Source organism: Gloeothece verrucosa PCC 7822 (assembly GCF_000147335.1).
In the GTDB taxonomy this organism is placed as follows: Bacteria; Cyanobacteriota; Cyanobacteriia; order Cyanobacteriales; family Microcystaceae; genus Gloeothece; species Gloeothece verrucosa.
In genome coordinates this window covers 5,043,005-5,056,695 of sequence record NC_014501.1, presented here as the reverse complement: position 1 = coordinate 5,056,695, position 13,691 = coordinate 5,043,005, and the positions used below count along the sequence as shown (strand labels likewise).

The following is a 13,691-nucleotide window of genomic DNA, read 5'->3' as shown; positions in this document are numbered from 1 at the left end:
CAATTTTAAGTAGATGGTACTGACAAGATGACAAGCAGCCGCTTAAAAAACAAAATTAATCAGGTTATTGATACCCTGAAAGCCGATTTACCAACCTTATTTGAAAAAGATATATCTTATGATATCTATACTCAAGATATCTATTTTAAAGACCCAGTTAATACTTTTAAAGGTAAATTAAACTATCGCATTATTTATTGGACATTGCGGTTTCATGGACAGCTATTTTTTAGGGAAATTTTCTTTGATCTTCATGAAGTTAAGGAGATTGAGCCAGATATAATTAGGGCAGATTGGACGGTACGAGGGACTTTACTTGTACCTTGGAAAGCTTATATTTTTTTTAAGGGGTTTTCCACTTACAAGCTCAATTCAGAGGGTTTAATCTATGAGCATATTGATACTTGGGACCGCCAACCCGGTGAGATTTTACAGCAATTTTTCCGTTCAGGTGAAAGCAGCCTAACCCCTAATAAATAGCATATCGATTTCTTCCTTGCTGTTTGGCTTGATATAGGGCCTGATCGGCCTGAATAATTAGCCGCTCACTAGACATAAAACTACTAGGAATAATACAGGAAATTCCTAAGCTGACAGTGACACAATTGCTGATGGGTGACCGTTTGTGCGGCAGACTAAACTGTTGCAGAGAGTCCTGAATCTGTTTAGCCATGATCATTCCACCCTCAAGGGCTGTATGCGGCAGTATAACGGCAAATTCTTCGCCCCCATAACGAGCTACTTGGTCGGCAGGACGCTTTAAGCTTTGTTTGACTGCTTGCGCTACGGCGGCTAAACAGCGATCACCGGCTGGATGTCCATAATAATCATTGTAGCGTTTAAAATAATCCACATCTAATAAAATCAGCGATAAGGGTTGTTCTTCCCTTATTCCTCGTTGCCATTCTTGCTGGAAATATTCATCAAAATAACGACGATTGGGGACTTGAGTCAGTGGATCAATGCGAATCAGATGTTCTAGTTCTCGATTTGCCTCTAGTAAAGCCGCTTCTGCCTCTTTTTGTGCGGTGATGTTTTGAACTTGCGCGATGACATAAAGCGGCTGTTGATCAGGGTTTCGTATCAGTGCTACACTCAAAAGTCCCCAAATTAAATGCCCATTTCGGTGAATGTATCGCTTTTCTAAGTGATAATGGGCTATTTTACCGATAATAATCTGCCTAACCAGTTCAAGGTCAAGTTCTAGGTCTTCTGGATAGGTAACCTCCTCTACGCTCAACTTCAGCAGTGCCATTTCCTCATAACCAAACATTTCACACAGAGAAGCATTGACTTGGATAAATTTGCCTTCTAGAGAAACAATTGCCATCCCAACGGCGGCAGTGGCAAAAGCTTCTCTAAAGCGGGTTTCACTCTCTCGTAAGGCGGCTTCGGTTTTCTGACGTTCTTGAATTTCTTTTTCTAAGGCTAGAGTGCGCTGCTGAACTTCTGCTTCTAGTTCTCGATTGTAGCGCGATAAAAGTTGCTCTGCCTGCTGACGAAGGGTAATATCTTGAAAAGCCACGATGGATGAAATAATCTCGCCCTGCTGGTTAAAAACCGGTGTAGCATTGACTTCTAAAATAATTATCTCTGCGTGAGGCAAATGAATTTCCAAATTTTCTAACAAGACCGTTTCTCCCTCTAATGCCCGCAATGCTGGTATATTTTCTGGGGGATAGAGTTCGTTTGTGCCTACTTGATACACGTTATAAACATTGCTGAGTTCTTCTCGAGTTGCCAAGGGGATACTCTCTATTTTAAGTAATTGCTTGGCAACTTGATTCAAGTAAGTAACAGTCCCATTTTGATCATGCAGAGCAACCCCAATGGGCAACATTTCTAATAAGTTAGTGACATAAGCTTCCTTGTCCGCTAATTCTTGATTAAGTGAGCGCATTGTTTCATAAGACTGTTGCAATTGTTGGGCCATCTGATTGAAGGATTCTGTAAGTTCCTTGACTTCGGTAATATTGCTGATCGTCTTAACTAGCTCAAAGTTATTTTTAGCCAGATTTTTAATGAGAGTGTTCAGCCGCAACAGAGAGCGGGTACTAGCTCGAGCGGTCACAGTGGCTAGTCCAATGGCCCCTAACAGCACTATCCCAGATAAAATGATGATATGACGGGTATAAATCTTATAAGCCTGTTCGCTAAAATCCGATTCTGGGATTACTGTTACAACCAGCCAGTTCAATCCATATTGATCTTTAAATGGGGATATATGAAGAAAATACTGTTTCCCTGATTGAGTAAATTTCAGATGTTCATGACGATTTATCTGACTAAAGCTCTTAAATGTTGAAATTATTGAGCGGCTCGCCACCTGAATAGTGGGATATTTGCTGTCGATAGCTGATAGTCTTTTAAAAGTATTGTGATTGGTTTTAAGGTAGGGGAGTTCCTTGGTTGAACTAGCAACGAGTAAGCCATTGGGTTCTATGATGAATACTACCCCTGACTGAGCGACTTGAATTTGCTGGAGAAATTGATTAATTCGACTCAAATAAATATGAACTCCAAAAACCCCCCTCAGCCGCTTTGTCTTTGGCTCATAAATGGGAAGACTAGCATTAATGGTTAAATCTGTATCGTCACCCAAGGTAAAGATTGTACTCCATCGTGCGGCTTGAGTCCGTTTAGCCAATTGATACCAAGGGCGTTTTCTGATGTCCCCATCAGGCATAGGCAGAGTTTGCTGCCAATGAATCCGTTGCCCTGTGCTATCGATGGCATACTGATTAATTTTGTCAATATTGGGATAATCTGCCGCCCAGATTGACCGTTTACCCTTAATATAATCAGCAATTCTGAAATCCCCTCGTTCATTAGCAAACATAATATCGGGGAGATAGGGATAATTGAGACTCTGCCAATAGAGAAAACGTTCTACCTCTTTTAGCTCAAGGAGATTTAACTGTCCAAGAGCCACCGCATTAGCATTGCTAAGGTTGAGCCGGTGAGGTGTTGCTAGATAAGTCTCTAGGTACTGATGAACTCGATTATCTACCTCACTCATTAACTGATCAGCTAATTTATCGATCACTTGTTGAGTATTTTTATATGAGAAATAAGCAACTAAACTAACTGCTGTAAAAATTGGCACAATGGCTGACATCACCAGTATGGTTCTCAAAGAGAAGCTACTGGAAAGATTAAAGGAGAATCCCCCAAAAATTTTCCTCATTGAGTTAGAGATTTAAGATAACAAATGAGCAGATCTGTTGTAAGAGCTTATATTTTGAGGGAGTATCAATATTCTAGCTTGCTCGCCCTTAATAAAACATCTGATTCAAAAAATGACTGAATAATTTAATTTGCTCAGGTTCTTGATAATTTAGGGGCAAAAGTTCCTTGAGTGCCTCCTCTAATTTTTCTAAGACTTCTTCTACTTCTTGTCGTTTCGGGTGTTTTACCTGGGGAAATACTAACGGATGACCACAACGAAGGGTTAAGGTTTTCCAGAGATATAAATTTTTTGTGCCAATTAAGGCTATGGGAACAATAGGAACACCTGAGCGTAAAGCATAAAGAGCGACTCCTTTTTTAAGTGGTTGTAACTCTCCTTCGGTGGTTCCTAAGCGCCCTTCAGGAAATAAAATAATTCCATCTCCACGCGCTAAAATTGCTTGCACTGAACGATCAATCTGTCTGAGTGTTTGAACATCTCCACCAGTGGGGATGTTTTCTTCGATGGCTTTGGCTAATTGAGTTAATTCTGAACCTTGAGTGCCGAACTCGTTCGGCACCCCAGTCTTTGCTGCCTCAATAACGGCAAATTCTTCTCCCCAACGCCGTAATAAAGGAATAACGCCCCCGGCAAACCGCAGTATTCTCCGCTTCCACCACTGGTTATAAAGGGTACGGGCATCTCCTAAAATATAGTAATAAGGTTGATGGGGAAGTTCTGATAAGAGCAAAAAGGGATCGATGTGATTGAGGTGATTAGGGGCTAAAATCGCTGCGCTTTGCGGAATTCTTTCAGCATATTCGATTTTTACACGGAATAGAGCCTGAATCAGCCATCGCATCACGAAGCCTCGCAGTCTTCCACTAGCACGACGATCTTTTTCTCCTTCGCTGATCAGATTAATTTCTTTTAGGGCTTGTTTAATGGCTTCGTTGACTGCGCGATCACAAGCGGCAGCCAGCCCTTCTTGCGCCCGTTGTATCGTGGCGGATGTCAGAGGCGGTAAGTTGGGAAGAAGGCTATGGGCTTCAGGAGAGTTAGAGGTCATTTTATGACTACTTGGAGTAATTATCGATTTAGGATCAGCTTATAGCGTTTTTCACCCTCTTTTGCTGATTATAGTTAATCTGTAAGTAAACGACCAAAATTTTTCTCTCCAGTCTCTTGTATAACTGTCTTGACACCTGATCGGGAGAATCCGGAAAACAGACTTGACGGAGGCAGTAATAATAAATTAAGATTTGACAACTATCTTAAGACTGATTTTTATGAGCGTTAAGGACAAAACTTGCAACCACGAGCAAGTCTGATGTCAGCCCTATGTGTTGTTGGCCAGAAAAAACAATGATATTTAACTTGTTCTTTTCATAGAGCCTTGTCACTCAACCTAGGGTTCAATTATTATGAGGAGGAATTTCCTATGTTATTTCAACGTTTATCTTTAATTATTGCTTCATTAAGCTTAAGTGCTACAGTGGGAACATTTTTACCCCTAAAAGCTCAAAACCTCGAGCCGTTTTCTAGGATAATAGCTAACTCTCCCACTCCCGTAACTTACATGACACCCAGAAATAATAATCAAATTGCGGTTCAAATTAAAGAAGGCGAATTTACTTTTCGAGGGACTCTTCGCAGAACATCCGGTAATATGTTTATTGCTGAAGATAGACAAGTTCGTGTCATGTATGATCGTGGGACAAGTCGACTTGTGGTGATCAACAAAAAAACGGGAACTGAACTTTATAACTACATCTTTTCTATGGCCGATGAAGGAAGTCTCTAGGCATTTTGGGTGATTGGTACAAGTTCGTTGCCAAGTTAGCCCTACAAAACTGATGCAAACAAGAGAGCTTTGTTGATTTTTTTTTAAAAAGCGAGCGCCCGTTCATCTCCATCCTAAACCATTGGAAGAAAACCTTAAAAATGCGTAAAATCTTTTCAGCTTTATTACTAGCTACTCTAGTAACTTTCCCTGTGATGATTACTATCCCTGTCTTAAGTCAGGTTCGCCAGCAACGAGTACAATTTCAATCCGGAAAATCGGGCACAACCCTTCAAGGCAAAATTAAGGGTGAACAGACTGTTCATTACTTAATTAGAGCTAATGCCGGACAAACCCTATCGGTTGGCTTAAACAGCGATAACGGTGGCAATTCTTTTAATATTTTCGCCCCCGGCAAAGTTCCGGGCAAGGATGCGGCACTGGTTATTGGGGAGAATAACGACAACGCTTATGAAGGTAAACTTCCCGCCACAGGTGATTATTTAATCCAAGTTTTTCTAGTGCGGAATGCTGCGCGTCGAAATGAGGTTGCTAACTACCGCCTTCAAATTAATATTACTGGTAACTAAAGTACCAAGAACGAACTGTCAGGCGACGGGTAACATCCCCTGTTCAATGGGAAACGGACAACTAACAGGCACTTGTCCTTAAGATAATACTGCTGAAAATTTGGCTTTATTATGTCGTTTAGAAGCTTTTCTAATAAACCTATAGATTATAAGTAGGATAATTTTGCATGAAAAAAAAGAAAGAAATATATTATACTAATGTAGCAATTATTTTGACAACATTATACATAGTATTTTGCTTCTTCTTGGCAATAACTATTTTTAAAAAACCCCTTTTTGCTCCGGTAACATTTTATTTGTGTTTATTTTATTATAGCGTTTTATCATATTTTTTATGCCGTTTGGGATATTGGAAGAGAAAAATTAATTTTGCCGAGATAAATAATGAGAAACTTAGTAACTTTTTCTATTGTAGTAATGCTCCTCAAATAACTTATTTAATCCCTTCTTATAAAGAGGATATAAGAATCATAAAACAGACACTTTTATCTGCTGCTTTACAGGAATATCCTAATAAAAATGTAGTGCTATTAATTGATAATCCTTCAAATCCCCAAAATATCGATGAACTTAATTTGCTGATATCTACCCGTCATATTACTCAAGAGATTCACGATTTACTAAATCCAATGTTTGAAAGAATAAATCGGGAATACAATAATTTTCTTAAAAAAAATGAAGAAAATCAAATTAGTCTTATTAAAGAATTAGAAATAGTTGCTGATTTATTCATCGAGGTAGCTATATGGTTTAAAGTACAAGCCGAAGAATATAACCCGCAGGATCACGCAGAAGAACTGATGATAGAAAAGTTTTTTCTCCATCAGTATAAATCCCTAATTCAAATTGCTGATTCTTTAAAAAAATCCCCAAACTTGGATTCTACTAACCCAATAACAATCAAGATTCTTTATCAAAAACTAATTGGTATTTTTGATGTTAAATTATCAAGCTTTGAACGAAAAATTTATAACAATCTATCGCACAAAAGTAATAAAGCTATGAATATCAATAGCTATATTGCATTAATGGGAGGAAAATTTCAAGAGATTAACACAGAGAAAGGTTTACAGATTATTAATCATCCACAAGGAAATTTGTTAATTCCTGATTCTGACTACATTATTATATTAGATGCTGATAGTATTATTTTGCCTAGCTACACACAGTTATTGACATATTTTTTGGAACAACCTCAAAATAAAAAAGTTGCGGTAGCTCAAACTCCTTACTGTGCTTATCGAAACCCTCCAGGTATTTTGGAAAGAATAGCAGGTGCGACTACAGACATACAACATATTATCCATCAAGGTTCGACATTTTATCATGCCACTTATTGGGTTGGGGCAAATGCAATGGTACGAAAAACGGCATTGGATAGTATTCTGACTACTCGAAAGGAGGGTGAATTTAATATCAAGGTATATATTCAAGATAGAACGGTGATTGAAGATACTGAATCAACCATAGATCTAATTGATAAAGGATGGAAGCTATACAACTATCCTGATATTTTATCTTATAGTGCGACACCACATGATTTTGGCTCTCTTGTCATTCAGAGACAAAGATGGGCAAATGGAGGTATTATTATCTTACCAAAGTTAGTTAAATACCTAATAAAAAAACCCAAAAAAACTCAATTATTTTTTGAAGCAATACTGAGAAATTATTATTTAATTTCACCTCCTGCAATTAATTTGGGAATTCTTTTGTTATTATTACTTCCTTTTAATCAAGAGGAAAGAGCTACCCTCTCTACTTCATTTATTCTATTTATTCCCTACTGCTATTTATATGTTCGAGACCTCGAATATATGGGCTATAAAAAAACTGATTTTATTAGAGTATTTGCTTTAAATTTAATCCTTATACCTATTAACATAGGTGGCTTTATTCAATCAGTAAAACAAATTATAACGGGGAAACATACTACATTCAAAAGAACACCTAAAGTAAAATATAGAACTTCTGCCCCACGACTTTTCATATTTATTAACTATGCACTTTGTCTATATTCAGTCCTAGCATTTTTGAGGTTTTTTTATCTTCAAGAATGGCTTGGTGCTGTCTATTGTCTTATTAACTTTTATTTCTTTTTTTATGCAATCAAAGCATTCATAAAACTGTCTATAAATGGATAGATCGGTGGAATGATTTGGGAATAAGTAGTTTACTTACAGATTAACTATAATTAGCTAATCAATCTAAAATAGAGTTAGCCCCCAAGCGAAGACCATCTCTTGGGAGCTAAGAAAAACCCGTTACGCTTTGAGGATAGCACTCATCCCAGAAGCCATCTAAGGCCTATCTCCTGACTTGGAGTCTCCTGTCTCCTTTTATGGCTTTTTCGGGTCATTTTTTTTCAACTTAGCAGGAATTTTGCGCCCTCGTTTTGGAGCTAAATAAACTCGATAATATGAGTCTTCTTCGATCATAATTTGAATTAGGATTCCTTGTTTAACTAAAGGAACAAGGGTTTTAAAAGCCGTTTCTTCATCCTGACACAGATGAAGTGCTATCTCTAATAAACTGCATTCTTCTTTTTGCCTAATCCAATTTATTAACTGTCGTTGATAAGACGATAAATTCTTGAACTTGGTTAACGTTAATCCGTCACTGTAGGGAAAATCAAATTGAGTAAGGTCAGACATATTTGATTAAAGTTTTTTAATTAAAAGTTTAGAGATGATTGGCAATTCGGCGTAATTGTTGAGTTAACTTATGGTCTGGGTTATACAAGCAGAATAATCCTTGACTACCTAGACGTAACATTTCTGTTGATAGGGGAAGAATCCCGGCCACCGGCAATTGATAAGTCTCATACACCTTATCCTTAAGGATACTAGAGTCAAATTCCGGCAAAGCTTTATTGACAACTAAGAAAATTTTAGGAACTTCTAGTTCTTTAGCTACTTCCACAATCACAGCCGTTCCTAGATAATCTTGTTGATCGGGACGCAAAATAATAATTAAAATATTCGATAGCCCAATGGAGAGTAAGGTTTCTTCATTTAAACCCGGATGAGTATCCACAAATAGATAATCCAGTTGAAAATATTCGCCCAGTTCCGAGAAGCCTTGCTGCAAGATTTCCACGTCGTAACCTTCACTAATAATCGTGGCAATATCTTGGCTTTTCATGCTGGAAGGAATTAAAAAGATTTTTCCTAAATCTTCGGCATTTTCTACCGCCGCGTTATTAAGAACATAACTGACATCATAAGCAATATCTTTAACATGACACGATGTATTGCAAAGATAATGATTCAAGGTTTTGTTAATTTTTGTTTCATCCAACCTAAATAGAACATGGATACCAGGAGATTGAATATCCGTGTCTACGATCCCAACCCGCTTACCTAACAAAGCGGTCATGGTTGCTAAGTTAGCAGTCAAGTTAGATTTGCCGGTACCTCCTCTGTAGGAGTGAATGGCTACGAGTTGCGTCATAAGACATTACCTGTAATGATAATAAGTGCATTGGTGTGGCAATAGTCCAATACAGAGCGATGGTCTGAGGTATTTAACTCTTTTTTTTGGGGTTAGGAAAAGGCTACGCTCTATAAAGAACATAGCCCTTTTGACCGCTCAATCTCAGAGACTACTCTCATAACATTCCCTAAACTCAAACAAAAATCGACATTCTCAAAAAAATTTTTTTACAGGAAGCGGCAGGGAACCCCCCGCCAAGAGAAACGACCTATACAATAACCACAGATCTAACAGGAGAATAACTACCATGAAGAAGACTCTACTGTTACCATTGATGTTTCTAACGATTTTGGGGCTGCCGACTCGGGCGTTTGCTCACGCCATTGAGACGAATTTTGCCATGTCTTCTGATTTTGCCCGAAAACTCGAAATGAAAACCACTTATAGTACAGGTGAACCCTTACAGCAAGCTAAGGTGATCGTTTATGCCCCTGACAATCACTCAAAACCTTGGCTGGAAACTACTACTGATGACAAAGGTCGATTTGTATTTGTTCCAGATACGTCTATTCCGGGTGAGTGGGAGATACAAATTATTAAAGAAGAAGGACACGAAGATTATTTAAGCATTCCTGTAGACAGCAAAGGAATTGAAGTTAACCACATTAGTCAGGGACTCAAGCGAGATATTCACTACGCTTTTATTCCTTTTAATCCTCTACAAACCGCTCTGGTTGCAGGTGGTATGGGTTTAACCGTTTTCTTATTCCGCCGCCGCCTCAAGTAAGCGGCTTCTATACCATTTTAAACATCCAGAGAATTACCAAACTATTGAGACATAAACACCGAAACTAAATTGAGCCGAAAAGTTTAATTTCGGACTCAACTTAATGCCTCTAATTATAATAGGTAAAAGTGAGGAATATTAATTGCATGATTAGGGTATTACAGCAACGATTTCCCGATAGTCTTTTGCCTATGGCTTTTTAGGTGTCTGAATTGGTGATATTTTTCTTCAGTTCCTTTACGGTTTCTTTGGCACTGTTACCAATGCCTTCTCCAAATTGTTGGAAAGCTTCTGCTGAATCTCGGGTAATATTGTAAAGTCTCTCATCGAGAGGGACATCGCCTCTAGCTTCATCAAGAAATTCTCCTGTGGTTTTAGGTCTTTCAGTATTTTTACTGGTCTGATGTTGCTGTTGGCCAATTCTTTCCCCGATGGGTTGAGAATTTGCTCCGACATTAGGATTGGTGACCAAGAATAAAATAGCGGCTAAAACTCCAGCAAAAAGACGCTCGATTTTAGCTTCTTTTAAACAAGAGATAGCACGAGAAATCAAGTTATTCACAGTAATCCTCCAGGTTTTTTCCTTGAAATTTTTGCTTTAAAAATCCACAACATTAGGGGGCTATTCATAAGTAATAATAGCCACACAAATCACGTTATAAATAGTGATTGGATATCTTAACTTAATTAGTGGATTTGATGTTTCCATCAAATTTTTGTACACGAAATTATGTTAACCATTACCTGATGAGTTTCCCATCTAACAAAAGTCGTATTTTCCTGAAAGAGAAAGAGAATTTTAGCAACTCAAAAGTAAGTGGACAAAAGTCTAGTTATAGGAGGAGGCAGGGGGCAGAAGGCAATGGTAAGCTGTCACGCCTTTAAGTTGCTCAATTCTACTTTATTCCACTTAATGCCTATTAATTCTCTTTAAGATGGGACTGACATCACTTTTGACCTCTGCCTATGTTAGATGTAGAAATATAGATCGAGGATTAAATAATGTTCAGGAAAACTCTAGCCTTAACCAGTTGCTGTTGTTTATTGCTATCGAGTAATTTTCTCTGGGAATCTAGGGCAGCCGCCGAAAATACTCTCGTTTGCGAAAGCCGAAAAGGACGAACTCAACGCTGTCCGATGGATACCCGAGGCGGTGTAGATTTAGTCGAGGAACTGTCTGACACTCATTGTCGGGATCGTTGGAGTTACGGGAGAGGATATGTAGAAGTTAGAGATGGCTGTCGGGCAAAATTTGCTGCCGACGGTGATCATTATCACCATTATCATAGGGATGATCAGGATTATAATCGTGACCGTGACCGTAATCGTGATGATGACCGTGATCGTATTACCTGCGCCAGTAAGGATGGAGAAACACAACGATGTCGAATTCAAGCAAGTGGAGGAGTCAGACTGGTGCGACAACTTTCCAACAAATCTTGTCAAGACAATTGGCGTTACCACAATGGCTATGTGATCGTTAGAAATGGTTGTCGCGCTGAGTTTGAATCCAGACGTTGACACTCTGCCGACTGAAGTTCGGCAGATTCATAACGTATCCCTTACGGGATAGTTATTATCTTGTTTTCACAAGTTCCTAGGCTCACCTCATTAGCCTTAAAAGGCGAAGTGATATTTCCTCAAAACCCTGTCGATTCAGGTGTTAGGCGTACACTTTTCGAGAGTCCCCCGATAGGTTTTTAAGTCTTATACTGACTACTGACTAGATTAATTATAGCCCAAAAACTCTCCAAAGCCAACAAATATTGACGCTGATTAAAATCAGCGAGTCGTGCTTCATCTCCTGTTTAAAAACGAGGAGTTTTCGCACTCCCGTCTTTACTTATAATTAAGAGGTAGCTTGCTTGATCTGCTGTTGTAATTTTTCTAAACTACGAGCAGGTTCTAGACAAGATAAACCCTGACAGACTAAACCCTCTACCTGATCCGCAAGCTGATGGTCTACTCGATACACAGCAGTAGGAAAATATTGAAAGATTAGCCGCTCTAAAATATCGGGTTTAGAACGAACAGAAATACTATAGCGATACCAATCTAAAGCTGTAAATAAACTCGGACAAGCTTGGGGAGACTGTTTGAGTATACTACTAAAAGCCTGTAAAGTTTGTTCAGCTTGACTCAAATATTCTAAGTTTTCCGTTAATCGCGCTAACCGAATTAAATTAGTAACGGCTACTCCATTGGCTGAGGGGGTAGCATTATCAATATAGCTTCTTTCTTTAACGATTAAATCTTGGCTATTATCAGTGGAATTATTGTAATACCCTCCCATTTCTACTGACCAAAACAAATTATCAAATTCCTGTTGCACGCTAATAGCTTTGTTTAACCATTCGGTTTCTGCCGGGGAGGCTGTTTGTAAATCCAGTAAAGCTTTAATCAAAAAGGCATAATCTTCAGACTGAGCTAAAACGCCTGTTTCTCCCTCATAATTTAAGCGATGAAGGCGACCATTTTTCCATTGATGAGTGAAAATAAACTCAGTGGCACCTACGGCTAATTCCCAGTATAAAGGCTCTCTAAATACGCCATAAGCTCTCGCTAATCCCGAGATCATTAAACTATTCCAGGCGACAATCATTTTTGTATCTGTCACAGGCGGGATGCGGCCTGGCCAATTACCGCTTTTTGCTTCTGCATTATTTCTTGCTGGGGGAAAGCGGTCAAGGGTTGAAGATGAGGCACCGTAGCGCACAGCAAATAATTTATCTAAAACCGCTTCAAAGTCTTCGGCAAATTTTCCCTCTGAGGCGCGTTGTAAAACATTTTTTCCTTCAAAATTGCCCTCGGGGGTAACAGTAAAAGCCGTTTTCAACGCCTCTAATTCATCTGTACTGAGCAGTTGTTGGATGTCTGAATAGGACCAAACATAAAAAGCGCCTTCTTCAGGTTCCACATCCTCTGGAGTCGTAAAACTATCCGCATCTTGAGCCGCATAAAAATAGCCTTCAGGTGCCGTCATTTCTCGTTTTAACCATTGTACCGTTCCCGCGATCGCCCGAGCTAAGGAAGGTTTTTGCACTTCACTACTCCAAAGATTAGCCAAATACTCAACGATTTGCCCATTATCATAGAGCATCTTTTCAAAATGGGGCACTGTCCAGGTAGAATCTACCGTATAGCGATGAAAACCACCGCCGATATGGTCATATATCCCCCCTAAAGCTAAATCTTCTCCTCGTTGGATGGCGGCTTGTTTGCCATCGTTTTGAGATTGAAACTCAAAGCGGCTACCTTGTAGCGTTAAATTCGCATAAGGAATCATGGGAAAACTGGGACGACCAAAATCATTGGCACTATTGGTAATAACTGCGGTATTAGTCTCTATTCCTCGATAAAATAAATCATTAGACACGAGATTGGCATCACCGAGGGGTAAAACCGTAGCACTCTGAAGCACCTCTAATATTTCTTTTTTAAAAGACTTTAGCTTGTCTTTTTCGTTGTCATAGAAATGACGTACCGACTGTAACACTTGCAAAAAACCCGGACGATTATAACGAGGTTCTACAGGAAAATAAGTTCCTCCATAGAAAGGCACTAAATCATCAGGAGTCAGAAAAATATTGAGCGGCCAGCCGCCTTGTCCGATCATCATCTGAAGTGCCTGCATATAAATACTGTCAAGGTCCGGCCTTTCTTCTCGATCGACTTTAATCGGTAAAAAGTGAGTATTCATATACTCTGCAATTGCCGCATCAGAGAAAGCTTCTCCTTCCATAACGGTACACCAGTGACAGCTAGAATAGCCGATTGAGAGAAAAATAGGGCGATTTTCGGCTTTAGCTGTGTTCAGTGCTTCATCGCACCAAGACCACCAATCAATCGGATTATTGGCGTGTTTACGGAGATAAAGACTTTTGACTTGAGCAAGACGGTTAGGCATAATAGCACTCTATATTTTTT

General features: G+C 39.0%; 12 protein-coding genes. 6 read left to right on the top strand and 6 right to left on the bottom strand.

Features of this window, described 5'->3' with window-relative positions:
* Positions 1-27: 27 nt before the first annotated feature.
* Positions 28-480, top strand: coding sequence for a C6orf136 family protein (locus tag CYAN7822_RS22650; protein WP_013324572.1), 453 nt, complete (start codon positions 28-30; stop codon positions 478-480).
* Here the strand turns inward: CYAN7822_RS22650 and CYAN7822_RS34805 are convergent.
* Together CYAN7822_RS34805 and CYAN7822_RS22640 are read right to left on the bottom strand one after the other, a co-directional pair.
* Entirely contained in the window at positions 470-3,118 is a 2,649-nt protein-coding gene (locus CYAN7822_RS34805) for a diguanylate cyclase domain-containing protein (protein ID WP_013324571.1), read from the bottom strand. The two genes, CYAN7822_RS22650 and CYAN7822_RS34805, sit on opposite strands and share 11 nt — an antisense overlap.
* Before the next feature lie 157 nt (positions 3,119-3,275).
* Positions 3,276-4,238, bottom strand: coding sequence for a lysophospholipid acyltransferase family protein (locus CYAN7822_RS22640; protein ID WP_013324570.1), 963 nt, complete (start codon positions 4,236-4,238; stop codon positions 3,276-3,278).
* A 372-nt stretch (positions 4,239-4,610) separates the two neighbouring features.
* Here CYAN7822_RS22640 and CYAN7822_RS22635 point away from each other — a divergent pair, with 372 nt between their 5' ends.
* The 3 genes from CYAN7822_RS22635 (at position 4,611) to CYAN7822_RS22625 (ending at position 7,686) form a co-directional block, all read left to right on the top strand.
* On the top strand, positions 4,611-4,973 hold the full coding sequence (locus tag CYAN7822_RS22635) for a hypothetical protein (protein WP_013324569.1): 363 nt from the start codon (positions 4,611-4,613) through the stop codon (positions 4,971-4,973).
* 140 nt (positions 4,974-5,113) lie between these two features.
* On the top strand, positions 5,114-5,542 hold the full coding sequence (locus CYAN7822_RS22630) for a hypothetical protein (RefSeq protein WP_013324568.1): 429 nt from the start codon (positions 5,114-5,116) through the stop codon (positions 5,540-5,542).
* A 167-nt stretch (positions 5,543-5,709) separates the two neighbouring features.
* The gene (locus tag CYAN7822_RS22625; RefSeq protein WP_013324567.1) at positions 5,710-7,686 is read left to right on the top strand and encodes a glycosyltransferase family 2 protein; all 1,977 of its coding nucleotides are present in this window, start codon (positions 5,710-5,712) and stop codon (positions 7,684-7,686) included.
* Positions 7,687-7,881: 195 nt separating this feature from the next.
* Here CYAN7822_RS22625 and CYAN7822_RS22620 read toward each other — a convergent pair whose 3' ends face one another.
* Positions 7,882-8,196, bottom strand: a complete 315-nt coding sequence (locus CYAN7822_RS22620) for a hypothetical protein (RefSeq protein WP_013324566.1) — start codon at positions 8,194-8,196, stop codon at positions 7,882-7,884.
* 28 nt (positions 8,197-8,224) lie between these two features.
* A complete protein-coding gene (locus CYAN7822_RS22615; protein WP_013324565.1) occupies positions 8,225-8,995 on the bottom strand; it encodes a MinD/ParA family ATP-binding protein in 771 nt (256 codons plus the stop codon).
* A 289-nt stretch (positions 8,996-9,284) separates the two neighbouring features.
* Between CYAN7822_RS22615 and CYAN7822_RS22610 the strand changes: the two genes are divergently transcribed.
* On the top strand, positions 9,285-9,764 hold the full coding sequence (locus CYAN7822_RS22610) for a carboxypeptidase-like regulatory domain-containing protein (protein WP_013324564.1): 480 nt from the start codon (positions 9,285-9,287) through the stop codon (positions 9,762-9,764).
* A 199-nt stretch (positions 9,765-9,963) separates the two neighbouring features.
* On the opposite strand, the gene CYAN7822_RS22605 is transcribed toward CYAN7822_RS22610, so the two are convergent.
* Positions 9,964-10,326, bottom strand: coding sequence for a hypothetical protein (locus CYAN7822_RS22605; RefSeq protein WP_013324563.1), 363 nt, complete (start codon positions 10,324-10,326; stop codon positions 9,964-9,966).
* A 440-nt stretch (positions 10,327-10,766) separates the two neighbouring features.
* Here CYAN7822_RS22605 and CYAN7822_RS22600 point away from each other — a divergent pair, with 440 nt between their 5' ends.
* The gene (locus CYAN7822_RS22600) at positions 10,767-11,285 is read left to right on the top strand and encodes a DUF3011 domain-containing protein (RefSeq protein WP_013324562.1); all 519 of its coding nucleotides are present in this window, start codon (positions 10,767-10,769) and stop codon (positions 11,283-11,285) included.
* A 328-nt stretch (positions 11,286-11,613) separates the two neighbouring features.
* Here CYAN7822_RS22600 and CYAN7822_RS22595 read toward each other — a convergent pair whose 3' ends face one another.
* Positions 11,614-13,671, bottom strand: a complete 2,058-nt coding sequence (locus tag CYAN7822_RS22595) for a thioredoxin domain-containing protein (RefSeq protein ID WP_013324561.1) — start codon at positions 13,669-13,671, stop codon at positions 11,614-11,616.
* Between the last annotated feature and the right edge of the window lie 20 nt (positions 13,672-13,691).